This is a genomic window from Martinezella sp. CNPSo 3732, assembly GCF_057784515.1.
Window position 1 is genome coordinate 824,244 of the sequence record NZ_JBXSOO010000001.1, and the last position, 26,907, is coordinate 851,150.

General features: G+C 57.7%; 26 protein-coding genes. 10 read left to right on the forward strand and 16 right to left on the reverse strand.

Translation table 11 applies throughout. The annotated features are described in order from the left end of the window. Positions 1 to 110 precede the first annotated feature (110 nt). The 3 genes from AC13RM_RS03720 to AC13RM_RS03730 all read right to left on the reverse strand — a co-directional run bounded on the left by AC13RM_RS03720 (position 111) and on the right by AC13RM_RS03730 (position 2,447). Positions 111 to 1,091 (reverse strand): SDR family oxidoreductase, encoded by a 981-nt coding sequence (locus AC13RM_RS03720; protein ID WP_374820923.1) that lies wholly within the window; start codon positions 1,089 to 1,091, stop codon positions 111 to 113. Positions 1,092 to 1,261: 170 nt separating this feature from the next. Continuing rightward, on the reverse strand, positions 1,262 to 1,903 hold the full coding sequence (locus AC13RM_RS03725; protein ID WP_374820926.1) for an NrsF family protein: 642 nt from the start codon (positions 1,901 to 1,903) through the stop codon (positions 1,262 to 1,264). Next, the gene (locus AC13RM_RS03730) at positions 1,890 to 2,447 is read right to left on the reverse strand and encodes a sigma-70 family RNA polymerase sigma factor (RefSeq protein WP_113232432.1); all 558 of its coding nucleotides are present in this window, start codon (positions 2,445 to 2,447) and stop codon (positions 1,890 to 1,892) included. Before AC13RM_RS03730 ends, AC13RM_RS03725 begins: the two co-directional genes overlap by 14 nt. A gap of 260 nt (positions 2,448 to 2,707) precedes the next feature. Here AC13RM_RS03730 and AC13RM_RS03735 point away from each other — a divergent pair, with 260 nt between their 5' ends. The 3 genes from AC13RM_RS03735 (at position 2,708) to AC13RM_RS03745 (ending at position 5,081) form a co-directional block, all read left to right on the forward strand. Next, positions 2,708 to 3,319, forward strand: a complete 612-nt coding sequence (locus tag AC13RM_RS03735; protein ID WP_112342907.1) for a hypothetical protein — start codon at positions 2,708 to 2,710, stop codon at positions 3,317 to 3,319. Between the two features lie 128 nt (positions 3,320 to 3,447). Next, positions 3,448 to 4,308, forward strand: a complete 861-nt coding sequence (locus AC13RM_RS03740; protein ID WP_374820930.1) for a cytochrome b/b6 domain-containing protein — start codon at positions 3,448 to 3,450, stop codon at positions 4,306 to 4,308. After that, a complete protein-coding gene (locus AC13RM_RS03745) occupies positions 4,305 to 5,081 on the forward strand; it encodes a molybdopterin-dependent oxidoreductase (protein ID WP_374820933.1) in 777 nt (258 codons plus the stop codon). The genes AC13RM_RS03740 and AC13RM_RS03745 overlap by 4 nt, the downstream gene beginning before the upstream one ends. 354 nt (positions 5,082 to 5,435) lie before the next feature. On the opposite strand, the gene AC13RM_RS03750 is transcribed toward AC13RM_RS03745, so the two are convergent. From AC13RM_RS03750 to AC13RM_RS03770, 5 genes are all read right to left on the reverse strand, one after another. Then, a complete protein-coding gene (locus AC13RM_RS03750; RefSeq protein WP_374821241.1) occupies positions 5,436 to 6,422 on the reverse strand; it encodes a substrate-binding domain-containing protein in 987 nt (328 codons plus the stop codon). Between the two features lie 53 nt (positions 6,423 to 6,475). Beyond that, positions 6,476 to 7,519, reverse strand: coding sequence for an ABC transporter permease (locus AC13RM_RS03755; protein WP_113232437.1), 1,044 nt, complete (start codon positions 7,517 to 7,519; stop codon positions 6,476 to 6,478). Next, entirely contained in the window at positions 7,519 to 9,036 is a 1,518-nt protein-coding gene (locus tag AC13RM_RS03760) for a sugar ABC transporter ATP-binding protein (RefSeq protein WP_374820936.1), read from the reverse strand. Before AC13RM_RS03760 ends, AC13RM_RS03755 begins: the two co-directional genes overlap by 1 nt. Continuing rightward, positions 9,033 to 10,031, reverse strand: a complete 999-nt coding sequence (locus AC13RM_RS03765) for a LacI family DNA-binding transcriptional regulator (protein ID WP_113232439.1) — start codon at positions 10,029 to 10,031, stop codon at positions 9,033 to 9,035. Before AC13RM_RS03765 ends, AC13RM_RS03760 begins: the two co-directional genes overlap by 4 nt. 578 nt (positions 10,032 to 10,609) lie before the next feature. Further along, positions 10,610 to 11,383: an SDR family oxidoreductase gene (locus AC13RM_RS03770; RefSeq protein WP_113232440.1), complete on the reverse strand. Its 774-nt coding sequence runs from the start codon at positions 11,381 to 11,383 to the stop codon at positions 10,610 to 10,612. An 88-nt stretch (positions 11,384 to 11,471) separates the two neighbouring features. Here AC13RM_RS03770 and AC13RM_RS03775 point away from each other — a divergent pair, with 88 nt between their 5' ends. After that, positions 11,472 to 12,089: a TetR/AcrR family transcriptional regulator gene (locus tag AC13RM_RS03775; RefSeq protein WP_488554578.1), complete on the forward strand. Its 618-nt coding sequence runs from the start codon at positions 11,472 to 11,474 to the stop codon at positions 12,087 to 12,089. A 379-nt stretch (positions 12,090 to 12,468) separates the two neighbouring features. After that, positions 12,469 to 13,452: a L,D-transpeptidase family protein gene (locus tag AC13RM_RS03780; RefSeq protein WP_488554579.1), complete on the forward strand. Its 984-nt coding sequence runs from the start codon at positions 12,469 to 12,471 to the stop codon at positions 13,450 to 13,452. Between the two features lie 132 nt (positions 13,453 to 13,584). Here the strand turns inward: AC13RM_RS03780 and AC13RM_RS03785 are convergent, their stop codons facing one another. After that, positions 13,585 to 13,797: a hypothetical protein gene (locus AC13RM_RS03785; protein WP_374820948.1), complete on the reverse strand. Its 213-nt coding sequence runs from the start codon at positions 13,795 to 13,797 to the stop codon at positions 13,585 to 13,587. 56 nt (positions 13,798 to 13,853) lie between these two features. Between AC13RM_RS03785 and AC13RM_RS03790 the strand changes: the two genes are divergently transcribed. After that, a complete protein-coding gene (locus AC13RM_RS03790) occupies positions 13,854 to 14,729 on the forward strand; it encodes an alpha/beta fold hydrolase (protein ID WP_374820951.1) in 876 nt (291 codons plus the stop codon). Positions 14,730 to 15,026: 297 nt separating this feature from the next. On the opposite strand, the gene AC13RM_RS03795 is transcribed toward AC13RM_RS03790, so the two are convergent. Further along, entirely contained in the window at positions 15,027 to 16,817 is a 1,791-nt protein-coding gene (locus tag AC13RM_RS03795) for an ABC transporter ATP-binding protein (protein WP_374820954.1), read from the reverse strand. Between the two features lie 533 nt (positions 16,818 to 17,350). After that, positions 17,351 to 17,776 carry a DUF3592 domain-containing protein gene (locus AC13RM_RS03800; RefSeq protein ID WP_374820957.1) on the reverse strand — a complete coding sequence of 142 codons (426 nt, stop codon included), beginning with the start codon at positions 17,774 to 17,776 and terminating at the stop codon, positions 17,351 to 17,353. A gap of 248 nt (positions 17,777 to 18,024) precedes the next feature. Here AC13RM_RS03800 and AC13RM_RS03805 point away from each other — a divergent pair, with 248 nt between their 5' ends. Next, positions 18,025 to 18,291 carry a hypothetical protein gene (locus AC13RM_RS03805; RefSeq protein WP_113232447.1) on the forward strand — a complete coding sequence of 89 codons (267 nt, stop codon included), beginning with the start codon at positions 18,025 to 18,027 and terminating at the stop codon, positions 18,289 to 18,291. A gap of 319 nt (positions 18,292 to 18,610) precedes the next feature. On the opposite strand, the gene AC13RM_RS03810 is transcribed toward AC13RM_RS03805, so the two are convergent. From AC13RM_RS03810 to AC13RM_RS03820, 3 genes are all read right to left on the reverse strand, one after another. Further along, positions 18,611 to 18,823 (reverse strand): hypothetical protein, encoded by a 213-nt coding sequence (locus AC13RM_RS03810; protein WP_113232448.1) that lies wholly within the window; start codon positions 18,821 to 18,823, stop codon positions 18,611 to 18,613. 186 nt (positions 18,824 to 19,009) lie between these two features. After that, positions 19,010 to 19,303: a hypothetical protein gene (locus AC13RM_RS03815; protein ID WP_113232449.1), complete on the reverse strand. Its 294-nt coding sequence runs from the start codon at positions 19,301 to 19,303 to the stop codon at positions 19,010 to 19,012. A 219-nt stretch (positions 19,304 to 19,522) separates the two neighbouring features. Beyond that, positions 19,523 to 20,911: a flavin-containing monooxygenase gene (locus tag AC13RM_RS03820; protein ID WP_440480244.1), complete on the reverse strand. Its 1,389-nt coding sequence runs from the start codon at positions 20,909 to 20,911 to the stop codon at positions 19,523 to 19,525. A gap of 35 nt (positions 20,912 to 20,946) precedes the next feature. Between AC13RM_RS03820 and AC13RM_RS03825 the strand changes: the two genes are divergently transcribed. The 3 genes from AC13RM_RS03825 to AC13RM_RS03835 all read left to right on the forward strand — a co-directional run bounded on the left by AC13RM_RS03825 (position 20,947) and on the right by AC13RM_RS03835 (position 23,830). Beyond that, a complete protein-coding gene (locus tag AC13RM_RS03825) occupies positions 20,947 to 21,423 on the forward strand; it encodes a hypothetical protein (RefSeq protein WP_488554580.1) in 477 nt (158 codons plus the stop codon). A 260-nt stretch (positions 21,424 to 21,683) separates the two neighbouring features. Continuing rightward, positions 21,684 to 23,537: an ABC transporter ATP-binding protein gene (locus tag AC13RM_RS03830; RefSeq protein ID WP_440480246.1), complete on the forward strand. Its 1,854-nt coding sequence runs from the start codon at positions 21,684 to 21,686 to the stop codon at positions 23,535 to 23,537. Between the two features lie 113 nt (positions 23,538 to 23,650). After that, positions 23,651 to 23,830, forward strand: coding sequence for a hypothetical protein (locus tag AC13RM_RS03835; RefSeq protein ID WP_488554581.1), 180 nt, complete (start codon positions 23,651 to 23,653; stop codon positions 23,828 to 23,830). A 328-nt stretch (positions 23,831 to 24,158) separates the two neighbouring features. On the opposite strand, the gene AC13RM_RS03840 is transcribed toward AC13RM_RS03835, so the two are convergent. Together AC13RM_RS03840 and AC13RM_RS03845 are read right to left on the reverse strand one after the other, a co-directional pair. Then, the gene (locus AC13RM_RS03840; protein ID WP_488554582.1) at positions 24,159 to 25,673 is read right to left on the reverse strand and encodes an oligosaccharide flippase family protein; all 1,515 of its coding nucleotides are present in this window, start codon (positions 25,671 to 25,673) and stop codon (positions 24,159 to 24,161) included. 77 nt (positions 25,674 to 25,750) lie between these two features. Continuing rightward, entirely contained in the window at positions 25,751 to 26,671 is a 921-nt protein-coding gene (locus AC13RM_RS03845) for a CheR family methyltransferase (protein ID WP_488554583.1), read from the reverse strand. Positions 26,672 to 26,907 lie beyond the last annotated feature (236 nt).

Below are 26,907 nucleotides of genomic sequence, written 5' to 3' on the forward strand. Positions count from 1 at the left end.
GCACCATTCAGCCACGGCATGCGGACGTTGCTCCGGAAGGCGTCCAATGGATCATTTTCAGCTGGTAATCAACAGGCAGCGCCCTAAGCGGCGCTCAAGAAATGCCTGTCCTATCCCAAAGCGTTTTGCGCTGCGCAAATTCTGTCGATCAGAGCATCGAGCTCGCCCTTTGGGGGACGATTTTTGGAGAGGCGATGCTTCAAATGCATGATCGGTTCGGCGAGGATTTCGTCCAGGTTCTCGGCGCAGGTGAAGTCACCGGCAACGCGCTTGACCTTCGAATTGTCGAAGATCGCGGTCCAGGCCTTGTCGCCGACCAAGGGGCCGACCCAATCCGGATTATACTTGATGAGCGTATCCGTCGGCACGTGGACGATTTTCGCCTCGACACCCAGCAATCTGGCGATCGCCTTCTGAATATCATCCCATATATGGGCGCGATCGGAGGTGATGTGGAAGACTTCACTCAGGGCTGTCTGCTTACCGAAAAGCCCGACGAAAGGCACCGCGAAATCGACCGAGCGCGTCAGGGTCCACGGCGTGTGGCCATCACCCGCGACGATCGTGGGCTCGCCATCCAACATCCGCCTCGCCATTATGTCGCTATCACCCATCATGATCGGCAGGCCGGTGCGCACGGTGTGACTGGGGCGGACGATCGTCCAGGTCAGCCCCTTTGACGCCGTGAGCAGCTCCTCGCAGGCGATCTTGGCCTGGCTGTAGGGCCAGTAGGGATTGATGGCCGGCGTTTTTTCGGTGATGACGTAGTGGCGTGCCGGCTTCTCGTAGACCGAAGCCGAAGAGATGAAGATGTACTGGCCGCAATTGCCCGCAAACAGCTCGATGTCTCGCGCAATCTGATCCGGCGTGAACGCGATGAACTGGCATATGACGTCATAGTTGGCTCTGGCGAGATCGGCATAGACGGCCGATCCGAGTTCGCCGGTGATCGAAGTCACACCTGCAGGCAACGGCTCGCCCCTCAGGCCGCGGTTGTAGACGCTGACACGATGTCCCTGGCCAACAGCACGCTCGACGCAGGGATATGAGATCTGGCCGGTACCGCCAATGAAAAGCACGTTCAAAGCCATGTGAAGAACCTCAGCGCGTGATTGGTAGGATCAATGACTACCTTTCATAACGCGAAAAAGCCTTATCGTCTCCCGCCGATCGCCCTCACGATGACCATCACCGTCAAAAAATTGCGAAAAGCTTCAGATCCGCCGCGTGCGCGGGTGCCAATCGGCTGGCGCAAACAAAGCTACCAGCGCAGGGTAACTTTCCCAACCAGGCTTCCGACCACGCCGCTGAGCAGGATGCCGAGCGTGTACCATATCGCGATGAATGGGATACCGTTTTCGACACAGGCCCAGGAATATACCCAGCCGCCGACGGCCCCGGCGCAAGCGCCTGCAACGAAACCGGCAAGGGCCGGGCGCGTGGGGGCTGCACGCCTGAGAAACCACATGTTGGCACAGAAAGCGGGAATGCCGAAAGCCACGATCAGGAGCGGGCAAAAGGACGCCGAATATCCAACGATCAAACCCGGATAGGATGAAGCCGGCGATAGCCAGAGTTGAGCGATCGCCAGAAGCATGACGATACTGAATGCCACGACCGGAACCCGAACCATGTTCCCAATCGAACCTTCCGGCCGCGCAACCCGGTCAAGGGCGACGATCGTCGCGCTCATCAATACGGCTGTGTATAAAAACTTCACCCAGAACGCCGCCACCGTCACATGATGCAGATGCGGGCGAAAGACGAGCGATATCAGCAGCGCAACAGCCGCGCCGATCACGCCGACAACGATCGTAAGCGCAAGCCGCATTCGCAGCGCATGACGGCGAACCGGGGTAAGATCGCTTACCAGAACCTCGATGAATTCATCATTTTTCGTCATTGGCAAAACCCAGCTTGCGTCCAATCGCGCGCATCCCTCGGTGAATGCTGACGCGAACCATTGCTTCAGACTGCCCGCTCTCGATCGCGGCTTCAGCAGTGGTCTTTCCGGCGATCTTTACCTGCCGCAGAAGCTCCTTCTGTTTGGCGGGCAATTGATCGAGAAGACGGTCGACGTCGAGATGAGCAAACAGCGCCTCCTCTCGAAATTCAGCCGCGATCTCGTCTCCCAATGCTATTTCGACACCACTTTTGCTGCCATTTGCCCTGAAGTGGTCGATCAACTTGTATTTCGCGATTTGGAAAAACCACGCGGTGAACGGCCGTTCCCGATCATAGGTAATGCGCCGGCTATGCACCGCCAAAAGCACCTCCTGGACCAGATCCTCAGCGTCGCGGTCGGCATTGGACCCAAGCCTCCGCCGATAAAAGGTCAAAAGCAGATCCCGCAAAATAACGAGCAAGCGTCTGTATGCAGCTTCATCACCGTCAAGCGATAGAAGCATCAAGCCTTTCAGGACCTGTTCCGACACCGATTTCGTCATCCACCGACAGTCATTCGTTGACGAGCGCTACTTGTTACATCCTGAACCCGATTTTTTGTCGCCTGTCTTGTGATCACAACGGCGTGATCGCTGTAACGCATTCGCATGGGCTCCGAATGAGGGGGCGGAATTGAGGGACAATCTGCTGTTGCCGACAGGATGCGATAGCCACCTTGCCCCGTTTCCAAAGCGATCGCCCTACCTGCTTCAGATAGCCGGATGGGCATCATATCGAAAATATGCAAGATATGGAGAGCAGTATGTCGCTCACGAAGTTGAAGATCATGGGTATGGTGCTGGCGCTTGGGGCCGTGACCACACTATCCGCGCAGGCTGCCGATAAGGCGCGCGTTCGCGGCGTCGTGGAAAGCCTCAGCGGCGATACGCTGATGGTCAAATCGCGCGAAGGCAAGGACGTGACGATCAAGCTGAAATCCGGCTGGGCCGTTAACGGCATCGTCAACGCCTCCGTGACAGACATCAAGCCTGGGGATTTCGTCGGCATTGCGTCCGTTCCGACCGACAGCGGCATCAACGGAGCGCTCGAAGTGCTGATCTTCCCAGCCGCGATGAAAGGCACCGGCGAGGGCGATTACGGCTGGGATCTGAAGCCGAAGAGCTCGATGACCAATGCGACGGTTGCCAGCGCCGTCACCTCGGTCAACGGCCCAACCCTGTCGCTCACCTATAAGGGCGGCGAGAAGAAGATCTCGATCCCGCCGGGCACGCCGGTCGTCACCTTCGGCAAGGCGACGAAGGACGACATCAAACCCGGCGCAGGAGTCATCATCAACGGCACGACCGATGGAGACAATACGGTTGAATCCGACCGTGTCGTGGTCGGCATAAACGGCGTCATCCCGCCAATGTGACGCATCTATGCCGACATCACGGGACTGCCCGGTTGCCGATCGCATCCGGGCAGCTCAATGAGCGGCGATAGCGTCGCAGCATATGATTTCAGATGCCGCTTCCCGGCGACACGTCAGGAGAGTAATCCATGGCAAGCATCGAAGAGATCGGCACCGCGCCACCATCTCCCCCCGCCAAGATCTTCATTCGCCGTCATTCGGCTCTTACGCGGATAACGCACTGGATCAACGTGCTGTGTCTGACCTTGCTGCTGATGAGCGGCATGCAGATCTTCAATGCCGACCCGCAATTGCATTGGGGCAATTACGGAGCGGTTGAAGATCCATCGTGGTTCGAAATCGGCAGCAATCAGAATGGCGACACCGTCACCGGAATGGTGCGCATCGGCCGTCTCTCGATCACCACAACCGGCATACTCGGTGCTTCCACGGCCGACGGCGAAATGATGCCGCGCGCATTCCCCGCCTGGGCGACGATACCCAGCTACCAGGATCTTGCGGCTGGCCGGCGTTGGCATTTCTTCTCCGCGTGGCTGTTTGTCATCAATGGGCTCGTTTACATGGCCTACGGCCTGATCGGCGGTCATTTCCGCCGCGATCTGGCGCCGACGATTCAAGATATCACGCCTGGAAATATCTGGCATGAAATCAAAGATCATGCCCGGTTGCGCTTCCCGCAGGGCGAAAAGGCGCGACGCTACAATGCGTTGCAGAAGCTGACCTATCTCATCGTCATCTTCATCCTGCTACCGCTGATGATTGGTTCGGGATTGACCATGTCACCCGCGATAGATGCCGGTTACCCCTTCCTGCTCGATATTTTCGGTGGTCGCCAATCGGCCCGCTCCATTCATTTCATCACCGCCTGGAGCCTGGTGGCCTTCGTCGTCGTGCATATCGCGATGGTCATTCTTTCCGGCCTTTGGAACAACATACGTTCGATGGTGACCGGCCGCTACGCGATCATCAACGAGGAGGCCGACCGATGAGCTCCATCTTCACTCGCCGCCGTTTTCTCATCGGTTCGGCCGCCAGTCTGGGCGCCGTCGGCCTGACCGGATGCGATGACATTTCCCAGAACCAACACGTGCAGAAGGTGCTCGCTCTGGCTGAGCGGCTGACCATGGGCACACAGCGGCTCATCGTCTCTCCGCAAACGCTTGCCCGGGAATATACCGACGCGGACATCTCGCCGAGCTTTCATCCGAATGGATCAATTCAGCCAAACAGCGCCGAATATGTCCGGATGGTCGAAACCCAATTTGCCGACTGGCGGCTCAAGATCGACGGCATGGTCAATAGGCCGATGGAATTTTCGTTGGCCGATCTGAAGAAGCTGCCTTCTCGCACCCAGATCACCCGCCACGACTGCGTCGAAGGCTGGAGCGCTATCGGTAAATGGCAGGGCGTTCCTCTCGGGTTGATCCTGCAGACTGCCGGTTTGAAGCCAGGCGCTCGCTACGCCGTCTTCTATTGTGCAGATGAACTGGAACAGACGCTCGATGGCAGTGGCCGCTACTACGAGAGTATCGACCTGATCGACGCCTTTCATCCGCAGTCGATCCTCGCCTACTCACTCAATGGCAAGGATCTGGAAGTCGAACACGGTGCCCCCTTGCGCCTGCGGGTCGAGCGTCATCTTGGCTACAAACACGCCAAATACGTCATGCGTATCGAAATCCGTGACCGGTTCGATGATCTCTGGGGCGGCAATGGCGGGTTCTGGGAAGATCGTGGCTACGAATGGTATGCCGGCATTTGAGATATCAATATTTAGGCGCGGCGAGACCGTAGACGATATAATTGGCACAGGCGTACTCAAGCACGCAATTTAGCCTCGCTCTTGCACGGGTCAGAACTAACGGCCATCCAAATCGACGATCGCACTACCTTTTGAATTGGAAAGCTTTTTCCGGCCTGTGTAAGGCGTCCAGCAACCTTGGCTCAGTCCGCGGCAAGAACATAATAGGTCGAATAGCCACAAGCTTCTTTTACCAGCGTCAAGGTGACAGGCATTGGCACGGTGACGCCGGAAGGTATATGCCGCGACAGCAGTCGCCGTGCGATCCCCTCAATCCGGCTGGATCTTATGTCCAGCCGGATTTGTTGCAGAGTTCTATTTACCGGTCATCTGCTTTGCATTCTCAGGCGTGATGGCGGTTGTGTCGACCGTTACTGTTGCAGGTACCGAGGACGCGCAGTCCAGCAATATCGACTTTGCCATATCGATCGCTTCTTTCGCGCCCGTCGGATACGTGAATGTCGCGGACCAATCACCCTTGGCGACCGCTTCAATCCCGCCAGCTGGGCCGGGCAATCCGTCAGTGCCGATGATCTTCACGCTCTTTCCGGCACCCTTTGCGGCAAGCAGAGCACCCGCCGCCATCATATCGTTGCTGGCATAGACCATTTTGATATCTGGATGTGCCTGAAGCATAGCGGCGAAAGCTGTTTGCGCCTTGTCCGGCAACCAGTCAGCCGCTTGTTCCGCCACGATCTGGATCTTGGGATTAGCTTTTACGCCATCCTTAAAGCCATTCAGTCGCTCGACTGCAGGCGTTGAACTCGGGAGCCCCTCCAGCACCGCAGCTTCGCCGCCATCGGGCAGAAGCGTCTTGCTTGTATATTGACCCGCCGCCAGAGCGATCTTGTAGTTGTCTCCTCCGATAAACGCAGTGTAGTCCTTCCCGGCTTCACCATTGGTCTTTCGATCAAGCTCGATCACCGGAATACCCGCGTCCATTGCTCTCTTTACGGCGGGTGTAAGGGGCGCCGCCTCGAAGGGCGAGATCAACAGAAGGTCGACCTTTTGCGTGATGAAATTGTCGACCTGCGATGTCTGCGTGTTGACGTTGCCTGCGCCGTCGGCGATCTGCAGCGTGAACTGCGGAACGGCCTTGGCGGCTGTCTGCAGTTCATCGTTGACATGCTGGCGGTAGGGTTCCGCATTGTTTGCCTGCGAAAAGCCGATCACGAATTCGCCGGTCTTGGCACAGGCTTTCACGAGCGGATCAGCAGCCTGAGCCACATTGGCGATAGCCAGACAAGAGCTCGCCAGCAAGCCAATGCGCCAGGCATTCGATAATCGAAGTGCATTTGTCATTGCTTTTTCCTCCACGTTAATCCCGGCTCCACCTTCCGGGAGATGCCACCAAACTACCTTCCCAATCCTTCGCGGCGGCGAACGAGGGATTGGAGGACTGCCGCCAGGACGATAATCGCTGCTGTCGCAAGCAGCTGCATGGCCGGCGTGATGTTGTTGAGCTGAAGAATATTTGCCAGCGCGCCCAGCATGATCGTACCGGCAATTGTTCCCACCATCGATCCCGAGCCGCCGAAGAGGCTCGTTCCCCCGATGACAACCGCCGCAATGGCCGTCAGTTCATAGCCGGTGCCGTCGTTGGCGCTTCCAAAATTGAACTGCCCCGCATGAACGATGCCAGCCAGCGCGGATGCGAAGCCTGTGATGGCATAAACGGCGATCTTGATTGCCGATACCGGAACACCCGAGATGCGGGCAGCACGCTCGTTGCCGCCGACAGCATAAACATACCGGCCGAACCTGGTGGTGTTTAGGATGAGCGTCGCAATGCAGGCAAAGATCAGAAAGACAATCGTAGCAACGGGAACGACGTTACCGAAGAGCCGGCCTCCCAGAATTGCAAAACTTGGCGGCGCGAGCCCAGGTCCATCTCCGTAGGAAATGTTGATGTACTGATTTCCCGATACCACAAGTGCAAGCCCACGCGCGGCCTGCAAACCAGCAAGAGTGACGATAAATGCCTCAAGCCGAAACTTGCTCGAGATCGCTCCCTGGACCAATCCGAAACAGGTGCCCATCAGCAGCACCGCCAGAACCGTTGTTATCAGCCCGAAACCGCCAGACACCATGAGCGTTGCTGTGACGACGCTCGCAAGACTGAGTATCGCCCCAACCGAGAGATCGATTCCGGCGGTGATGATCACGAACGTCATCCCGATCGCTATGATACCAGTTTCGGATACGGCGCGGACAACGTTGGCAATGTTGTCGGGTTGAAGAAACAGGATGACACCATGCCGACGCGGCGAGAAAATGATGCCACCGGCGAAGACAAGTACAAGACCGATCAGGCTTTGGAAGCGGACCATCACCGCAAGCGGATCAATACGCTTGGCAGGCTCGATCGCTGGACTGGACGTGATTTGTTGTTCGGACATCAGACCTCCCTCCCGTTAGCAGCCGCTAGGACCGCATGCTCGTCGACGCCGCCAGAAAATTCAGCAACGCTGCAGCCGTTGCGCAAAACCACTATTCGATCGCAAAGGCCGATCAGCTCAGGCATTTCGCTCGACGCGACAAGAATGCCCAATCCCTCAGAAGCAAGGTTGCGCAAGCGGGTATAAATTTCCACCTTTGCGCCGACGTCGACGCCTCGCGTTGGCTCATCGAGAAGCAATAGGCGCGGGTTGCCCAGCACTTCCTTTGCAAGGACCACCTTCTGTTGATTTCCCCCTGAGAGAGCTCCGACCGCGACACCGGGATTCTTTGGGCGGATGTCGAATTGGCCGAAAGAACTCTTGATCGCTTCCTCTTGGCGTCGCCCAGACAGCAAGCCATTGGGTGATATCCGGCGGATGACCGACATGACCAAATTGAGGCCTACCGACATGCGCAGCATGAGACCGGCCCCTCGCCGATCGTCGGTTACGAATGCCAACCCTGCCCTACGAGCAGCCGCGATCGACTTGAGCTTAGCCGGCCTACCGCCAAGCACAATCTCACCCTGCCAATAGCCCGGCACGCCTGCTCCGTAGAGAGCGCTCAAAAGCTCGGTGCGACCCGCCCCCATAACGCCGGCGAGCCCGACGATTTCGCCACGCCGAACATCCAGATCGACCTTGATCGGAGTCTGCCAACCGGGAGACGCCCGATATGGATGGAAGGAAGCCTGCCGCATCCGCAGAAGTACATCACCAACATTGTCTGAGCGACGCGGATAAAGCTCGTTCAAGGGACGTCCGACGAGAAGCTGGACGAGTTCGCCCTGCGGCGCATCCGGTTCGGTTACGCCAGCCACTCTGCCATCCCGCATGACCGTTACACGATCGGCGATCTGGGGGACCTCCTCGAGACGATGCGAGATATAGATGATGCCAACTCCCGACGATGCCAGGCTGCGCACTATATCGAACAAGCGGTCCACTTCGCCGACGGTCAAGGCAGCCGTCGGCTCATCCATAATGAGCGCTCTTGACGCGTAGGAAAGCGCCTTGACGATCGCGACGACCTGACGCTGACCGATGGAAAGCTCACTCACAAGCTGGGCCGGATTGATAGACCGATCGATCGTGTCCAGTCTTTCGCGCGCCGCGTGCAGCATTGCCTTGCTGTCGAGCATGCCATGCGGACGAACAAGCTCGTGCCCGAGAAAGAGATTGGCAGCCACACTTAGGCTTGGAACGAGATCCAGCTCCTGGAAGATCGTTGCGATGCCCGCTGCTTGTGCATCGCGTGGACTATGGAACAGCGCAGGCTTCCCGCCGACGAATATCTCACCCTCATCCGGTGTATGCACACCAGACAGCAGATTCATCAACGTCGACTTTCCGGCACCGTTCTCGCCCAGCAGCGCATGAATCTCCCCGGCCTTTAACTCGAAGTCGACGCCACGCAGCGCTTGAACCCCACCGAAACGCTTGGAGACACCTTTCGCAGAAAGAACAATCTCGCTCATGCCGCCTCCCCACACGATTCGCGCACTCGCAACAGAGGCAACAGCCGGATGGTTTCGCGCGGGCGACGCTTATTGCCGATCCGCTCGATGAGCAGGTCCGCGGCCTTCCTGCCAATCTCGTCGCAAGGCTGAGCTATCAGCGTCAGGCGCGGTTCGAAATAGTCTGCCCATTCGAAATCATCGATCCCCAGCACGGAAATGTCCTCAGGAACGCGAAGTCCCCGTTCCCGGATCGCTCTCATTGCGCCGATCATGGTGAGATTGTTCGATGCAAGAATGGCTGTCGGAGGCTCCGTCAATTCGAGCAGGCGATGCGTCGAAGCAGTGGCGTCAGCGGTGTTGTTATTGCTGTCGCTAATCAAGTCGTCCGGCACCTCTATTCCATTTTCCGTCATTGCAGCCCGAAAGGCATTCATTCGCTCCACGGTCGTCGCAAAACCGGGCTGCCCAAGAATGATCCCGACTCGCTTATGATGGAGCGTCACGAGATGATCCACGAGCATGCGAATGGCAGCGACGTTATCGGTCCCGACCTGGTCGAAACGGCTGTCCGACAGCCTGTCAACGAGTACACAGGGAAGATCGGCTTCGATGAGGTAATCCAGCGACCTCTTAGGATCGCCCGAAGGGGCAAGAATAATCCCGTCGACCCGACGCTGATGCAGATGCTGGACCAGCTCCAGTTCTCGATCCGGGTCATCCTGCGTGTCACACAGGAACACGATCAAGCCTCGCTTGGAACATTCGGCTTCAATCGCACAGATAATGTCACTGAAGTAAGGATTCGAAATCGCCGATATTACGAGCCCGATGGTGCCTGTGGAGGAAAGCTTGAGCGAGCGAGCCAGGGCATTGGGGATGTAGCCGATCGCCTCCACGGTATCCATCACGAGCTTCACCTTCTCGGGCGAGACGTAGCGCGTCTTGTTGAGAACATGCGAAACCGTGGAGACCGAGACCCCGGCCGCCTTTGCCACTGCAGAAATAGTCGTCACTAGCGCACTCCGGCTCTCACCAGCAGCGCAACAAACAGGCTTTTCAAAGTATCCTCCCAAGCGGAATTCCAACCTCCAAGAGGCCTCCACAGGATCCGCTAATATGGCCACGCTAGCGTCATCGAAACGTTTGCGCAATCGTTTTTTCTCACTGTCCGTCACAGAAGGTTTCTTGCGAGGGAATTATCGTGTTGAAGGGTGTGCCTCCATTTATCACGGCCGATATGTTGTGGATCATGGAAGGCGCGTCGGTGTTTTCCCCGATCTTCGGGATATCAGCAAGATAAGCTGATCTTGCTGGTCCTATGTGGACGCGAGACAATAAGAGATGAGCAAGGTAGGAGTTGTGTGCGGGGTCCGTTTATTAGATAGCCGGCCAACACCCGCATTTTCCGTGCGGGCATTGGACCTGAAGGGCAAACCGCAATGATCGCGAACTGGGTCCAGTATGAACCTTTAGGACCGGGACCAGCTTATTGTCGGCGCGTTCGTTGATCAACGTCACAACAGATGCTCAGCAAGACACGTCCCCTCTCGCGGTTTGAACGGCAGCAAACATAGCGGAGCCTCGGGATCGATCAGATCCGGGCGCCGCCCGTCGCATCAATCATCTGGCCAGTGGTCCAGCGCGCATCGTTCGATGCCAGGAAGGCGATGACGTCAGCGACGTCCTCCACTCGGCCGACACGGGAGAAGACCGAGAGGGCTTCGGCGCCGGCGCGCGCATCAGGCGATGCCAGCCACTCTGCATTCATATCCGTCTCCGTCACACCCGGCAGCACGGCATTGACCGTAATCCCCCGAGCCGCAAATTCCGGTGCCAGCGCCAATGTCAATGTCTCCAGCGCGCCCTTTGAGGCGGCATAGGCGGGATGCGTCGGTGCCGCGATCCGTGTAAACCCGGTCGAAACATTGATGATGCGGCCGTTGTCGCGGATGTGGTCGGCCACGACCTGGATCAGGAAGAACGGCGCCTTGTAATTAATCGTCATCACCTCGTCGAAAGCGGCTTCGCTCGTCTGCTTCAACGGCAGGGCGGGCGCGATACCGGCATTGTTCACCAGAATGTCGAGAGCGGACGAGCCCGTCTCAGCACGCGTGGCTTCACTGAACTGCACCCAGAGATCGTCGGCCGCGTCCTTGCCCTGTCTGAGATCGGCCTTCACAGCGACGGCCTTGACGCCGAGCGCTTCGATGTCGCGCACCGTGGCATTGGCCGCATCCGCATTGGCGGTGTAGTGCACGCCAATCAGCGCGGCACCCTCCCTCGCAAAAGCAAGGGCAGCCGCCCGGCCGATACCGCGCGAACTTCCAGTGATGAGGGCTATCTTGTCTGCGAGTCGTTTGGACATTGATCACTCCGTTGCCAAAATAAATAGTGATCCCTACAATAAGAGGCGAAATGCATCTGTCAACAATTTAATAGGGATCACTATTTTAATGGAGAAGCCAGTCCGCAAACGAGGCAGGCCACGTGTGCTCGATCGCGACGTTGGGCTCGACATCGCGGCACGGCTGTTCTGGGAACGCGGTTACGAGGGAACATCGACCGCCGATCTCACCAAGGCCATGGGGATCAATCCGCCGACGCTCTATTCGATGTTCGGCTCGAAGGAGGAATTGTACCGTCAGGCGCTCGACTTCAGCGTTGCCCGCGAAAACAGCCGTCGATTGGAAATCTTGCAGTCCAATCGCCCGCTTCACGAAGCCCTGAGGCTCTATCTCTACGATATTGCCGACGGAGACACGCAGCCCGACAAGCCGCGCGGGTGCATGGTCTCGACGGCTGTCCTGCAACATGCGGAAGAGAATGCATCCGTGGCAAGGATGACGGCAGCATTGCGCGAGGCGTCGATGCAGACCCTCAAAGCCCGCTTCGACCGTGCCGTCGAGGAAGGCGAATTGCCTTCACACACCGACACCGACACGCTCGCGCGCTTCTATGGTGCGATCATCCAGGGCATGTCCGCTCAGGCTTGCGACGGCGCCTGCAACGCCCTGTTGAAACGGCTGATCGACCTCGCACTCACGGCCTGGCCTGGAAAGCATAGCATCTAACGGGGAGTTCGATCCAAAGACACGTCAAGTGGTCTTGCTGGCCGGAAGCGTCGCGGGACTTTTCTGGTGATTGCCCCCGGGCGCTCTTGAAGAGAATCGAACCCACGACCTTGTTACCAAGAAATTCCCCTCAAGGGCGAGAACCTGGGCTTCGCACAGCCCGCCTTGATCGCCGACATCGAGTTTCGGGGACGGAACGATGACCGGGGTGTGCCGAACTGCATTCATCCTCAATCGTGGGTACAGGACGATTGAACACCTCAATATCTGGCTGAAAGAAGCCTTGGATGATTTTCACGTCGCGATGAGCGATGAGGCGGAATAATCGTCAATCATCCGTTCGGATGGAACAACTTGCGCGGATGGCTATTTCCCAGTTATGGCCAATGCGCGCTGCTGTTACCTTGCGATCTCGATCATTTTGACATCATGGCATCCGGCTGTCGCTGCGGCGATAACCGCGCAAGATGTGAATACAGCTTCCATTTCGTCCATACAGATCGAAGCGCCAAGCGCCAAGCCGAAGGATCCTGACGCGGCGATCGTAAAACTCCAGATTTTGCTAGATCGAGCCGGCGCTTCACCGGGCGCGATCGACGGCTTTCGCGGGGAGAACCTCGACAAGGCAATTGCCGGATTTGAAGATTTGCAAGGACTTCCCGTTAGTGAAAAACCCGATGCCGCCGTAATGGCGCGGCTCGATGACCAAATCCCGGTCATTCAGAGTTATTCAATAACAGCAGACGACGGGAAGGACCTCGTACCGAACATCCCCAAGGACTATGCCTTGCAGGCAAAGATGCGGCATCTCGGTTATACCAGCATTGCCGAGAAATTGGCCGAACGTTTCCATATGAGCATTGTCCTCCTCAAGACACTCAATCCGAGCGCTTCCTTCACCCCCGGTGAAACAATCTCGATTGCGGTATCTGGCGCTGCAAAGAGCGGCGCGGTGAAACGAATCGAAGTCCATAGAAAGTTGGGCCAAGTATACGCATTTGCGGAAGACGGGTCATTATTGGCAGCCTACCCAGCCACGATCGGCAGCGAGGAATCACCTTCTCCTTCCGGCAGACACAAGGTCAAAGGTGTCGCACGCTTGCCGACATACACCTACAATCCGAAGATCAACTTTCAGCAGGGTCATAATAAGAGGATGTTAAAGCTACCGAGCGGGCCGAACAATCCTGTCGGTACAGTCTGGATCGATCTGACGGAACCCACCTATGGGATCCACGGAACGCCGGATCCAGAACTCATCGGCAAGGTCGGCTCTCATGGATGCGTCCGCCTGACAAATTGGGATGTAGAAGAGCTCGCAGGAATGGTTAAGCCGGGCGTAGTTGTTGAATTTCTCGACTGAACATCAGCCGGCATCCTCGTTGCCGGAGAAGGGTTCGCGATAGTGGCGTGCTTGACGCAGCTCGGCACAAGCAAAGCCGAGCGTTCTTGAAACTATTGAATAGGCCGGTGCGTCCTGGAAGGGTGGCTTCTGCTACTTCGTTGTCGGGTCGTCCATCTGCGTGTTCTCCTGCTGTTCGAAGCCGATCACGCGGCGCAGGGAAGGACCGGTGCTACGAGCGTTGCGCTTGCGGCGGCGAGGATAGAGCGTCCGCCGATCGAAAATGGGTGCGGGAATTTCATGACTGCCACCTTCGGCGTGTGGGGCGTTTTCTGCCCGAGGCACCGGGGCGCTGTAATGTTCCATTCACCGGAACCAAGCGCCGGCTCTGCGTGTTGCCTTGTCGAACCAGGAGTATTGTCATGCCGCACCTCCACACCCGTGACCTGCAGATTGCTTTCGAAGAATCGGGAGCACGCGACGGTCATCCAGTTCTCTTGCTGCATGGATGGCCCGACGACGCCTCCACTTGGAAAGCTGTGTCGTCAAACCTGCAGCACCGAAACCTTCGTCTCGTCGCGCCTTACCTTCGCGGCTTCGGCGGAACCGTTTTCCGAAACGACAAGGCGTTGCGCACCGCGAACGGCGCGGTTCTCGCAATGGACGCGATCGCCCTTATGGACGGTCTCGGCATCGAGCGGTTTTCCGTCGTCGGTCACGACTGGGGGTCGAATATCGCCGAAGCGCTTGCTATCGGATGGCCGGGCCGCGTCGACAGGATGGCGCTTCTTTCCTCGCTGCCGCGCTTTGGCGGACTGAAGACGCCGCCCTTCCGGCAGGCGCAGCGCTATTGGTATCATTGGTTCATGGCAACGAAGCGCGGCGCCGACGCGATCGAAAGGGATCCGCACGGGTTCGCACGGATTCAATGGGAAAACTGGAGCCCCGACGGCTGGTTCGACGAGGAGACGTTCGACGCCGTGTCGAAATCCTTCGACAATCCGGACTGGGTGGCCATTACCCTCCACAGCTACAGAGTTCGGTGGGGCGAGGCCGAGCCCGATCCGCAAAGCGTCTGGCTCGAAGATCGCATCAGGGAGACGCGATCCCTTTCTCTTCCCGCGGTTTACTTTCAGGGCATCGAGGATGGCGTCAATCCGCCGGAACTGTCCGAAGACCTGCACAAGAAGTTCTCCGGTCCCTTCGACCGGATCGTCCTTCAGAATGTCGGGCACTTCCCACAGCGAGAAGATCCGGAAACGGTGGCCCGGGAACTGGCGATCTTTCTCAAAAAGTGAACCCGACCCGAAATACTAAATGGTAGCTGGCTGTCACCTAATGTGGGGAGCCACAGCCCCGACCTCGGCGCTGATTTGTTGAAAACACAATACGCTCCCGAGGAGAGATGAATCGAAAGACCCTGTTGCTTCAGGAACTATCCGTTTGAACTCCTCATCAGCAGCGGAGGTCGGCTTGGCCTGCACGGAATGACCGATTTGGGTTGACGGCTGCCGACCTGGACTGAAGGCGGTGACAGCGGAGTTCAAGACCTGGTTTGTATCGAGCAACTGGACACAAAATATCGGCGCCTGCTCTCATGCCACCAGCCCCTTGGTCAGTTCGAGTGCCTGTCGTTCGAACAGCCTGCGGTAAATGCCGTTATTGAGGCGAATGAGCGCTTGATGGTCACCCTCTTCCACGATCTTTCCCTTGTCGAAGACCAATAGACGATCCAGCGCCCGCACCGTCGAAAGTCGGTGCGCGATCACCAGCGTCGTGCGGCCCTCCATAAGGCGTTCCATCGCCTGCTGGATCTGCACCTCGCTCTCGCTGTCAAGGCTTGAGGTCGCCTCGTCCAGAATGAGAATGGGTGCATCAGCCAGAAAGGCTCGGGCGATGGCGACACGCTGACGCTCGCCGCCGGACAATTTGACGCCGCGCTCGCCTACCATCGTCTCATAGCCCTTCGGCAAGTCCATGATAAAGTGATGCGCACTGGCCTGTTTCGCCGCATTCTCGATCTCGCGCCGTGACGCGTTCGGCCGGCCATAGGCGATATTTTCGGCGAGCGTGCGATGAAACAGGATCGGCTCCTGTTGGACGATGGCAATCTGGCTGCGCAGGCTAGACTGCGTGACATCGGCGATATCCTGTCCATCAATTCGGATCGATCCTGACTTCACGTCATGGAGGCGCTGGATGAGCTTGACGAAGGTCGTCTTGCCGGAACCGGAATGGCCGACCAGTCCGACCCGCTCGCCCGGTTTAATATCAACCGAGAAATCTTCATAGAGCGGTGTAGGATGAGCCCCGTACTGGAAGGTAACGCGATCGAACACGATTTCGCCCCTACCGATCGAGATCGCCTTCGCATTTGGCTTATCCTCAATACCCAGCGGCGTTTTGTCGAGCAGGACAAGTTCTTCCATATCGTTGACGGCGCGCTGTAAGTTTCGAATGTCTTGTCCGACCGAACGCAGATATCCCTGCAGGACGAAGAACATCGCCAACACGAATGTGATGTCGCCCGGCGTCGCCAGCCCCTGCTGCCACATGACAAGGCCAGTGCCAAGAATACCGGCCTGCATGGAGACCATCATGAAACCCTGGATCGTGCCGTTCAGTGTCCCGCGCTTCCACGTCCGCCGTGTTCGACTGTCCCATTTGGCCAGCACATGGCGCAAACGTTCCTCTTCGCGGTTTTCGGCGCCGAAAGCCTTCACGACCGAGTTGCAGCTGATGGCATCCGCTAGCGCGCCACCCAGCTTGGTATCCCATGCGTTAGCGAGCTTTGCCGCCGGCGACACGTACCCCGTGGAGAGCATGACCGTCACGCCGATATAGATCAGCGATCCTGCCGCCACGAGCAGACCCATGATCGGCCAATAACTGCCGAGCACGATACTGGCGCCCACGAGCATGATGATCGAGGGCAGCAAGGCTATCAGGAGGAGGTCGTTGAGCGAGTCGAGCGCCCACATGCCACGAGTGATCTTGCGGACGGTCGAGCCGGCGAAACTATTGGCATGCCAATCGGTCGAGAAGCGCTGCACTTTGTGAAAGCCGTTATTGACCACGTCCGCCATGATGCGCAGCGTCAGACGGATGATCCCGTCGAAGATAAACCAGCGCAGTGTAACACTGGTCAAGCCAAGGGCGACGACGACAACGAAGGCATGGATGGCGTCAGCGGCCGCACTGCCGCTGGCAATCGCATCGACGATCTGACCGGAAAACACCGGCACCAGAACTTCGGCCAGAGTGCTGACAATTACCAGCAGGATGATGATGCCCACCAGAGTGGGACGATGGGTCCACTGACGAAAAACAAAGCCGAGCACATTGCGATAAGCATCGGCACGGAAGTCGAACTTCTTGCGAGTCATTTTAACCAGTCCGGCTCCGTATTTACTCAGCCGGCCCCAAAATCGAGAGTTAATAGACGCGGCCGGAGCGGAAGACGAGCTAACCCCGGCAGATTGGTTGAGTTGTGAAGGAAACGGAAAACCGCATGACGTCGTGCCCCGTGGCGGGAAACGAACGGAAATAACCTAGTGTCGGGTCATTCCGGACGGAGGCGTTTCGATGAATGCTGGTGTCATGCAACGCCTCCTTTGATTATTTGCAGCGATGGAATTTCTGTATCGGACTAATTCGGCTTTGCCAACTCGTTTTTTCTACTTTGCGGAGTATAATGCGCGAATCCACACCATTTCGACGCATGATGCGACCGCATACTGTCTGGAGCTTGTCGCAGTTGCGGTGGATTCACGCTGCGAGTCAAAATCCGTCTTCCTGCACCTTCAGGGCTTTGCGCCTGTCGCAGCCGAACTGAAGCAAGTCACTCAGCGGCGGAGGAGCGTGAGCCGGCGGCGATCGGCAAGCCTATTATCTCCACTTCGGAAAATAACATAGTTTCCTAGCGGAGCAGAATGGCGGCCCCAATGAGGATGACAAGGAATGCAGGCGGCAGAAGGACGATAGATTGGAGCCAGACGCCGGAGAGCGAGTCTGCTTGCGCATGGTTTGGATTAGCGGGGTCGTAAAGGATCGCCAGCTTGGAACCGGATGCATATTCCTGAGAGGTTGAACCGACGCCGGATGTGAACGACACCACCCGACCATCGGCCGTGCGAAAGGTGAATCTGGGATAGTACATGACCCCATAGCTGGTATTGCGCTCGACAGCACCCTCGAAGCTGGCCTCGGCCCGCTGTGCCCGCATAGCGAAACCCAAGCCGTGCGCGAAGGCCACGATACCAGGCACCAGCAGGAGCAGGCCGATTCCCAGGACGATGCGGCCGCCCTTCCGGACACGAACGTGATGCTGATCGTCGACGGGCATCAGGCTCCCTCCCCTTACAATGCCCGCGAACTTACATCCACGATACAGAGACACCAAGCGCTCTATGCTCGCCAATTTGATCCTCTCTGCTAGAGTGCGCAAACGGAGTTTGACAATAGTATCCAGCGAAAGAGGCGAACCGTGGTGCTGTCCCGCACTTGGGTGAAGAGTTCGGTTGCGGGTCAACGACAACGAACTGAAATCGCCGTTGCTGGCGTGATGAATTTGTTGACGGAAAGGCGTGTCGAATGGCGAAATGGGAAGCAAATGACTTCGGCCCTGAGAGTATTGCGCTGGACTTCGACAAGGGGTTGCGGCCGGTCACCGCGGACGAGTTGGGACGTCAGATAATTCGGATCAATCGGCTGTGTACGATTTTGTCCCGTGTTCTCTCTGCGGCGGAAATAGCCGTGACGGACCGCGAGCGGATCTGGACGGAGATTGAAGAGTTTCAGGATCAGAACTTTAAGGCGTACAAGTCTCTGCTTGGGCGTGACGCTGCGAGCAGCCCGTAGCCAGCTCTTCTTTAGATCCAAATTGCTTCCCGGTTGAGAAGACGCTGGTCAGCGCCGCGGCGATATCAACCTATCGCCAACCGGCTCTCCATTGAACAGGCGGCGTTACTCCGAAAGCTGCAATTCCGGGCTTCGCGCGGCCCATCTCCTGATAGCGATGGATGTGGTTCGATTACCTCTTTCGAGATTCCTTCGGGCGTGGATCAGCATTCATGATTACCCATAGCGCTGGAAAAAATTCTCGGAAGACATCAGTCGGAAGTGGTACCTTGGGATCCTGATTGCCGCTGGAAGGGAGCCCTGCGGGCGCGCGCGCACCTCAATTTGTCCGCCGTCCACCGCCCTCGGCCCGGAGCTGATCGATGGCATCCAGCGCCTCATCCGCTGACCACCCCGCCCGCAAAGCCGCGGCGACCAGGCGAACCTCCACCTCCTGCTCCAGTTTAAGAAAGGAAACCTCAAGCGCTTCTTTCGCCGTCACGACGTGATCATCATGCGGCGCAACGTCAGGAATTCGTGCAGTCTTTGGCAATGTACTCTCCCGTCAAGTCGAGGAACTATCTTGATGGTTTAGTTGCCGTCCGGATCGCGGCCTAGAGGTCTTCGCCAGCCCATTGCGCACTTAAGAGGTTCAGTCAAAGTCTAATCAACGACCGTCTCACCCGCGGACGTTATAAGGATAGATGCGAGCTGGCAGAGAGCACGCGTATCGGCGCTGCTAATCGCAGCGCCGGATGGTTTTAGTGATCTGATCACCGTTTTCATCGGTGCGAGTGACGGTCCTTGTCATGCATCCGCCGCGATCATTATAACGATCGTAACGGTCACGATCGCGACCCGATCCGATAGCGATGCCCCGATCGCTTAGCGCCACATATGGATGGTGATGGCGATGATGACGATAGCCTTGATCATACGAAGGCCCATCGACGATTACCTCCTCTGCAACCGCAGCCGCAGGCAAACCAGCACCGATAACGATGGCCGCACAGGCAACAATTATCTTTCGCATTTGCGTATCCTCCTTAATTTCCCTCATGATCAACTGGCAAAGCGGAATAATGTTCCACCCTCCTCGCCTGATGGCCGAGTATGGTGCGAAGCCTTTTCACATCCTGACCGGTGCTGCCGTCATCTTTCGGAAGCGATCAAAGGGGCATGGCCGCGCATTTAAAGAGAGTTTGTGGAGGCGGGACTGCGTAGCGGCGACACCTTATTAGTTTGCGCCACTTCAACTCCGCCCAGATGAAACACTTTGCGCGCGGGTCGTTGCCGCAATCGACTTTGCGATTTGCAATGCCTCGATTCCAATCTGGCGAAGCAGGCCGGTGGTGGCAGGATTGAAGCCGCAGAAGTATAGATTGTCCTTTCCCGGCTGAAGCTCGTCCCTTGCCGGCTTCCCGGCATTCGAAAACCGCTCCGCCAAATCCGGCAGAAATGCTTCGAGAGATGGTCTATAGCCGGTCGCCAGCACAATCGCATCGAATTCAACGGATCGGTCATTGACGAAAAACACGTTGGCGCCGTCCGACATTTCGATGCCGGGAAACACCTTGATCCGACCATCCCTGATCTTCGCGATGGTACCAATGTCGATCAAGGGAGTCCGGCCTTGCTCTATCATCGTTGTCAGAGGTCCTTGCCGGGAGCGCTTGAGACCCAGTTCCTCGATATCGCGGTAGCGCAAGTGCAGAATGGGCGCGTTGACCGCGTCGACCATTCTGTGCGGAAAATGTTGTTGAGCGATGGCGATCGTCGCACTTGGCAGGCCAAAAATCTCCCTCGGTACGATATTGACCGGACCGCGGACCGACATGGCGACGTCAAGACCCGCTTCGGCACATTCCAGCGCAATCTCTCCTGCCGAGTTTCCGAAGCCGACGACCAGGATGCGACCGGCGCCGAGGGCAGAAGCATTCCGGTATTCGGAAGAGTGAATAATATTTCCTGGAAAATTGTTCTGACCGGCCCAATGCGGTCTGATGGGAGTCCTCGACAGACCGGTCGCGACTATAACCGCTCTCGCCTCGAACACATCGCCGTCGGTGGTCTCGACACTCCAATCCGTCTTTTTGGCTACGCGCGCCACGGTCTTGTCGGTGAGAATTCGAAGGTTGTTTTCCCGCGCATAGCTTTCGAGGTAGTCGATGACCTGCACCCGCGACGGATATTTCGGAAAGCCGGCGGGCATCGGTCTTCCGGGAAGGGCTGAGTGGCTCTTGTCAGTATGGAGGTGAAGACGATCGTAGTGCCGCCGCCAGGACGCGCCAAGCTTGTTCGTTGCTTCGAGGATGATGGAACGGCAGCCACTTGCACGGAGAGCCGCGGCGCATGCCAACCCCGCCGGGCCTGCACCGATTATGACTGTCTCCTCATCAGCCATGTGCACTTCCTCGAGTAAGGTCCCATCTTCAACACCGGAGGCTACACCATCATCGGGCTCCAAGCCTATACCGGCAAGCGCGATGTCTGCGATGCCATTGATATTGCCGGCTTCGATGAAGAGCCATTGCCGGATGATAAGTTGATCGTCGCATCCCGCGAGCCCTATGGATCGACTAACGTCACCAATGAGAGTGCGCTGGTCAGCCAGCCGGAAGTGTTTTAATTTTGCCGGCATATGCGTTGCCGGGAGACGGCATTGGACGGAACTACATGAGCGAAGAAAAGATCTGCACAGAAACAGGGCCAATGCGGATGGTGACGCTTACCCGCGCATTCCTTTATGCCTACTATGTTGGCGCGGCGATGTTCCTGTTCTATTGCGAGTTTATCGTGCCTGAAGCTGCCGGCCTGCGACAACAATCGATTTGGCAGAACCTCGAGATGGTCTTATTCGGGCCTGTTATGCTTTGCGTGTTCTTTTTCTTTTTCACGATCGTGCCGGCGAGTGTTCTGATCGCAATCGGCGAGTTTCTGATGGCTGGCTTCTACTATTATATGATTGCCGGCGTTGGGCTAGCGATCTCGGTTTATTGGGAACTTCATGGGCATCTGCCGCAGTTACTTCAGGCTTCGCGGGGACAGCCGCCGTTCGAAGCTTATCTAGCGGGTTCGCTGGCGGCGAGCCTGACCTTCTGGCGTTTTGCCTCTGGCGAGCGCACACGAATGACAGAGGCCGCCTCCAAATAAGCGAACAGCGTCTGAGGCCCTTCGCCCGTGCGACAATCCCTTCGCTTATCAAGGATAGAGGTGTCGCTATCCGCAGAGCCCTTGTCGGGTTCGCGCCTCCGCGCTGGTGCTTGGCCGATGCTTAAGCAGCAATCTGCCAATCATGCTGTCGCGGAACTCCTGACATTTACTGAGATGTTCTAATTGATGTTGTAGGCGGAAGGTGATCCTATTCCGATAGTTGAGTCCTCGCCCGTCTTCCATTTAGAGTTCGAGCACCCATGTCGATTTCAGATGTGATCTACCGCCCCTTCGAAGGCCTGATCCGGCCGCTCGACATTCCCTACCGGCCGCTGCCGTCAAACGGGCCATGGGCCGTTCTTCTTCACTTCGTCCTGATGTTTCGTGGCATCCTGGTCACGCTCGCCCTTTGCACCATGGCGATTGAAGTCATGAGCCTGACCATCGTTTGGGGCCTGTCCGTCATTGTTGACGGGGTCACGCAACAGGGCGCTGCCGCTTTCCTGCACAACGACCGGATGCTGCTGATCTTCCTCGGCGTGATGCTTTTCCCCTGCATCCCGATCGGCTCCTTCCTCGTCAATACGCTCAACTCGCATACGCTTGGCATCGGCATGCCGGCCGCTATTCAATGGCAAGGGCACAGGGCGGTGGAGCGGCAGGACCTCGCCTTCTTCCATGATCTCTATGCCGGCCAGGTCGCCTCGCGCCTGCAGCAGGTGGCCTCAGCCGTGCAGCAGCAGGTCATTTCAGCCTTCCAATCCATTCCGCGCTTTATCATGCAGATGATCGGCTCCGTCATCCTTCTGGGCGCGCTCTCCTGGCAGCTTGCCCTTCCGTCCATCATTTGGATCACGCTCAACGTGCTTCTCGCCATCAGGCTGGCGCCCGTCTTCACTGAACGCTCTCGCCGCTCGGCCAAGCGTCGCAGCCTGATTTCCGGTGCTGTCACCGATCTTTACGCCAATATGCAGATGGTCAAACAATTCGCCGCGGAAGACAGCGAGGCCGGCGCTATCAGAGGCATAATCGACAAGGCGATCGAAGCGCAGCAGAGCGAACAGCGCATCTACCGTACCGCTGAGGTCATCGTCGTCGTCCTCAACATGATGCATTGGCTAGCAATCCTGTCGATCGGCTTTACCGGGCTCGTGGATGGCTTCGTCACGATCGGCGAATTCACGGCCGCCGTTTATGTTCTCAACCGCTTCTCCGGTCACACGTTTACTTTCCTGCAGATGGGCCAGCAAATCTTCCAGGCGATCGGCACGATCAAGGACGCGATGCCGGTCATGACGACCCCGCCCACCATCACCGACGGGCCGGACGCAAAGGACCTTGTCGTCCCGACTGGCGAAATCCGCTTCGAGAACGTTCGTTTCGCCTACAAATCTGGCAAGCCCATCATCGATGATCTTTCGCTGACCGTGCGGCCGGGTGAAAAGGTCGGTCTTGTCGGCGTCTCAGGTGCCGGCAAGACGACGCTCGCAAATCTGCTCCTGCGCTTCTACGATATCAACGACGGCGCGATCCGGATCGACGGGCAGGATATTCGGGCGGTGACGCAAGCAAGCCTTCGCCGCGCGATCGGCGTCATCGCCCAGGATGTCGCGTTGCTGCACCGTTCCGTCGGTGACAATATCCGCTATGGGCGACCAGAGGCGACGCAGGAAGAGGTCGAAAGGGTGGCGAAGATGGCGAGCGCCGATGGCTTCATCGCCGACCTCGCCGACAGCGAGGGCCGCAAAGGCTATGACGCCTTCGTCGGCGATCGAGGCATAAAATTGTCGGGCGGTCAGCGCCAGCGGGTGGCCATAGCCCGTGTGCTCCTGAAGGATGCACCGATCCTGGTGCTCGATGAAGCGACCTCGGCGCTGGACAGCGAATCCGAGGCCGCGATCCAGGAAAGGCTGAACCTCGTGATGGAGGGAAAGACAGTGATCGCGATCGCACATCGCCTCTCCACGATTGCGAAGATGGACCGGATCGTAGTCCTCGATCGGGGACGTATCGTGGAAGAAGGCGGGCCAGACGAACTGGTGGGAAAAGATGGTCTCTTTGCCCGTCTGTGGAAACATCAGACCGGTGGCTTTATTCCTGACGAGATTGGTTAACTCATACCTTCACCGCAAAATTCCTAATCTTCGTTGCGGAAATCGGCGCTACATCAATTTGAAGTTGGCGGAATGGATAGCGCCTAAAAATGCATCCATGATAAGGATTGTCGATGCTGAAATATCTGGCCACGTTTGCAGACCGTTACTTTGAGATGCGCCTCATGGCGAAACACTACGTCAGCGACGGCATGATCCCCGAGACCGGCGACATCGAACGGCTGACCGCGATTTTCGCTCGTTCACTGCACAGCTATCGCGACTTCGCGGTTGCGCTAACGACCGTCGCCTGAGATCCCGCTGTTGGAGGAAATCCGCAAGCCGTTCGCGGGACAACGGAGCGCCCTGTCTTGGCCACGAAAACGAGAAGCGCGAGCGGCAGCAACCGCTCTCGCAAAACAGCTGCGAGCACCGTCAAGGGTCTCCGAAGATCGGCATCCGGGACTGAAGCAGCGACCACCTACCATACCTCACAGCGTGTTGCCGACCGAAGCGACCATTACCAGGCCCACAGGTGGAAAATTGTCCAGTGAGGATCAACGCTGTGAGAACTGCCTTAGACTGCGGCGTCGGGTGAGAATCCGAGAGGCTCGATGTAACGCATGGTCCTCGGCGTTCCCTCTATTTCAACGTCAGCCAGCGTAGACGCGTGCCTAGTCCAACCGCGACCATCAGTCCGGCGGCATAGGCCAGAACGCCTGCGCCGATCTGAAGGACAAGAACGGGCCGCCAGGACAAGTCCTCGGAAAAATACTGCCGGACCAGTCCCACGGTCGCGACCATCATGATGCTCGCCGGCATGATCAACAGGACGACTCCCCGCGCAATTTCCAGCCAGTTCACACCCACGAACTTTGACTGCAATCCAATGCAGGTCGCCAGCGCGAATGCCGCTGTGAAGCATTGCACGATCGCCAATTGCCACAGTCCGAACCGGGCGGCTGCGATAATTGCCACAAGCGAAACGACGACGTTCAACAGTGTTACGGGGAGCCGGTACCGAATGTGACCAACCACAGACAGCGACGCTTCATTGATGTAACCTGGCGAAAGCAGCAACTGCCGCAGGCAAAGGAAGGGGATTATGGAAGCTGCAGGTATCCATACCTCGCCGAGCGTCAGCCGCACGACAGCGTCGGATACCTGCGCCAGTCCGAGATACATGGGCGCGGCGATGGCGAGGAGAACGAGTAGGAACCGGATGCCGGCATGGCCGACCGATCGAGCTGGCGCGCCAGGCTGCAGATGCGCGCGCCGGAAAACAACCCAGCTCAACGACCGTGCCGGCTCTCCCAGCAATTCCGAAATAACGGCGACGATACGCTCGGCAGCACGATAGAAACCGGCGTCCGCTATTCCGAGAAAACTTCCGACGACGAGCGTGCCCGAATACGAGCCGAGAAACGCGACGAGACGATTGCCGACAATCTGGCGCGAAAACGCCATGACCTCGGCAAGAACGGGCTTCGTCACGCGCAGACGCGGCAGCCGCCTCGTGGCCCGCGCCGATCCTATAAGGAGAACGAGCTGGCAAATTACCTTGGCTGCCGCCAGCGCCGATGCATGCGCATGAAGATGGAGCAACACCATTGCGGCGATCAGGCCAGACGTTTCTCCCACAATCCTGACGATCGCACGTTGACGCAGGCGGCCGGAGACGACAAGTGTTCCATCGAAAGCCGCGGTCAATGCCGCAGGCAACATCCAGCAGCTGAACAGGGCAAGAAGCGCACTCTGTTTTTCGTCGCCCGTAAAGCAGTAGAAGACGGCGGTGGCAACCACGCCGACGGCGGTGAATAAACAGCCGCTAAAAAGCGAGATGGTGGTGACTTGATCAAAGCAATCGTCCTCATCGCCGGCTTTCATCATGAATTCCGCCCACCCGCCCTCCGCCACGACCACGAGCAGCATGGCAATGGCGGAAAAGAATGCGAAGAGCCCGAACTCCGCCGGGCTCAGCAGGCGCGCAGCAACGAAGAACATCGCGACCTGGGAAAGCTGCGAAACAATCTTCGCGGTGACGATCCAAACTCCGCCGGATACGATCGCCGGCTTGAACTGACGTTGGCCAGCTCCGACCGATAGCGGTCGATCCAGGTGTTCCCGGGGTTTGGCATCTTCGACAGGTGAAAGCATCGTCAACGTTCCATACTGGCAGATCACTGGTTTCGGTCTGCCCGAGGGGCAGACTTCGGCGGCCACCATGAGCCGATCTACGCGCTATCGGTTGCAAGGCGAAAGATGACCGAATATCGCCAAGCCCAGTCGGGCGCGCTGCGATCCAGAGGTTCCCGCGCCCAGCGAAGCCATGGCCAGCCATTCTTCCATGCCTCAGACGCCCATATCTCGTACTGCCGGGTCACCACGGGCCGGAAGCCGGATGTCTTCAACACTTTGGTTTTGACGTCGAGATCGATTCCGTCGACGATCAGATATCCGCCCGGAGCGACCAGCCTCATCACGTTGCGCAGGCACCGTTCAGCCATGAGGTCGTCCATGGGTCCCATGAAATTATTCGCCAGCAGGAAGTCCTGCCGTCCAACAAGGTCCAGCAATTCGACATCCGTAGCATCGGCCGTGAGCCAGGTAATGTCACGTCTGAGCCAATCCCTCACCTGTAAGGATCCATCTGGAAGAGGCTGCAAAATCTCGACGAGCGACGGCAGGTCGGCGCTTGCGACTTCGGCTCTGCCCGCGGCGTAGGAGCTTCCTTCAGCGGCCGGAACATTCGGAAAGTAAACGCCCCGCTTCGCAACCTCCACGACTACGCCGGATATGTCTGCGCCATGTGCTGTGACAAATAGATCACTCCGGGCCTTCTTGATCGCATAGAGGACGGAGTACAGTTCGGCTCCCGTGCTGCAGCCGATCGACGCGACCTTGACATCGCCATTGCGCGGATATCCGGACGTGAGCATTCCGATCACGGACAGCAGCGGTGGGTTGCGCATGAAATGGGTATAATGGGACTGAAACCGTGCGGTGTTCTTGGTGAATCTGCGGTAGATGTATCGTCCGGTACGGAACATGAACGGCGTTCGCCGTAATGGACTTGGAATGGACTCCCAGAACACGCGACAAAGGCGACGAGGGGTCTGACGTAGGGTGTTTAGACCGGTCATGGTGGTCGACATCGATAACTCCTTCGAACATGCCGCCGGCTCCGGCGGAGATCGGGCGGGCAATAAGGACTCGAATTGGTTTGGGGCAACTTGCGAACCGCCGGGCTGACCTCACGTGAAGCTTGCCGAGATCCACGTCCTGAGACGTGATTATTTTCGGCAGCCTTTGTCGCAGATATGTCGACCGGCTTTGAGCTTCGCGTTTTGTGGTAGGAACGACTTGTCCTGCCGAATGAAGACGCCTGGCG

Excerpts from the sequence above, each read along its gene's own strand:
- AC13RM_RS03720 (WP_374820923.1), bottom strand. The coding sequence starts at position 1,091 with ATGGCTTTGAACGTGCTTTTCATTGGCGGTACCGGCCAGATCTCATAT.
- AC13RM_RS03725 (WP_374820926.1), bottom strand. The coding sequence starts at position 1,903 with ATGACGAAAAATGATGAATTCATCGAGGTTCTGGTAAGCGATCTTACC.
- AC13RM_RS03730 (WP_113232432.1), bottom strand. The coding sequence starts at position 2,447 with ATGACGAAATCGGTGTCGGAACAGGTCCTGAAAGGCTTGATGCTTCTA.
- AC13RM_RS03735 (WP_112342907.1), top strand. The coding sequence starts at position 2,708 with ATGTCGCTCACGAAGTTGAAGATCATGGGTATGGTGCTGGCGCTTGGG.
- AC13RM_RS03740 (WP_374820930.1), top strand. The coding sequence starts at position 3,448 with ATGGCAAGCATCGAAGAGATCGGCACCGCGCCACCATCTCCCCCCGCC.
- AC13RM_RS03745 (WP_374820933.1), top strand. The coding sequence starts at position 4,305 with ATGAGCTCCATCTTCACTCGCCGCCGTTTTCTCATCGGTTCGGCCGCC.
- AC13RM_RS03750 (WP_374821241.1), bottom strand. The coding sequence starts at position 6,422 with ATGACAAATGCACTTCGATTATCGAATGCCTGGCGCATTGGCTTGCTG.
- AC13RM_RS03755 (WP_113232437.1), bottom strand. The coding sequence starts at position 7,519 with ATGTCCGAACAACAAATCACGTCCAGTCCAGCGATCGAGCCTGCCAAG.
- AC13RM_RS03760 (WP_374820936.1), bottom strand. The coding sequence starts at position 9,036 with ATGAGCGAGATTGTTCTTTCTGCGAAAGGTGTCTCCAAGCGTTTCGGT.
- AC13RM_RS03770 (WP_113232440.1), bottom strand. The coding sequence starts at position 11,383 with ATGTCCAAACGACTCGCAGACAAGATAGCCCTCATCACTGGAAGTTCG.
- AC13RM_RS03775 (WP_488554578.1), top strand. The coding sequence starts at position 11,472 with ATGGAGAAGCCAGTCCGCAAACGAGGCAGGCCACGTGTGCTCGATCGC.
- AC13RM_RS03780 (WP_488554579.1), top strand. The coding sequence starts at position 12,469 with ATGGCCAATGCGCGCTGCTGTTACCTTGCGATCTCGATCATTTTGACA.
- AC13RM_RS03785 (WP_374820948.1), bottom strand. The coding sequence starts at position 13,797 with ATGGAACATTACAGCGCCCCGGTGCCTCGGGCAGAAAACGCCCCACAC.
- AC13RM_RS03790 (WP_374820951.1), top strand. The coding sequence starts at position 13,854 with ATGCCGCACCTCCACACCCGTGACCTGCAGATTGCTTTCGAAGAATCG.
- AC13RM_RS03795 (WP_374820954.1), bottom strand. The coding sequence starts at position 16,817 with ATGACTCGCAAGAAGTTCGACTTCCGTGCCGATGCTTATCGCAATGTG.
- AC13RM_RS03800 (WP_374820957.1), bottom strand. The coding sequence starts at position 17,776 with ATGCCCGTCGACGATCAGCATCACGTTCGTGTCCGGAAGGGCGGCCGC.
- AC13RM_RS03805 (WP_113232447.1), top strand. The coding sequence starts at position 18,025 with ATGGCGAAATGGGAAGCAAATGACTTCGGCCCTGAGAGTATTGCGCTG.
- AC13RM_RS03815 (WP_113232449.1), bottom strand. The coding sequence starts at position 19,303 with ATGCGAAAGATAATTGTTGCCTGTGCGGCCATCGTTATCGGTGCTGGT.
- AC13RM_RS03820 (WP_440480244.1), bottom strand. The coding sequence starts at position 20,911 with ATGCCGGCAAAATTAAAACACTTCCGGCTGGCTGACCAGCGCACTCTC.
- AC13RM_RS03825 (WP_488554580.1), top strand. The coding sequence starts at position 20,947 with ATGAGCGAAGAAAAGATCTGCACAGAAACAGGGCCAATGCGGATGGTG.
- AC13RM_RS03830 (WP_440480246.1), top strand. The coding sequence starts at position 21,684 with ATGTCGATTTCAGATGTGATCTACCGCCCCTTCGAAGGCCTGATCCGG.
- AC13RM_RS03835 (WP_488554581.1), top strand. The coding sequence starts at position 23,651 with ATGCTGAAATATCTGGCCACGTTTGCAGACCGTTACTTTGAGATGCGC.
- AC13RM_RS03840 (WP_488554582.1), bottom strand. The coding sequence starts at position 25,673 with ATGCTTTCACCTGTCGAAGATGCCAAACCCCGGGAACACCTGGATCGA.
- AC13RM_RS03845 (WP_488554583.1), bottom strand. The coding sequence starts at position 26,671 with ATGTCGACCACCATGACCGGTCTAAACACCCTACGTCAGACCCCTCGT.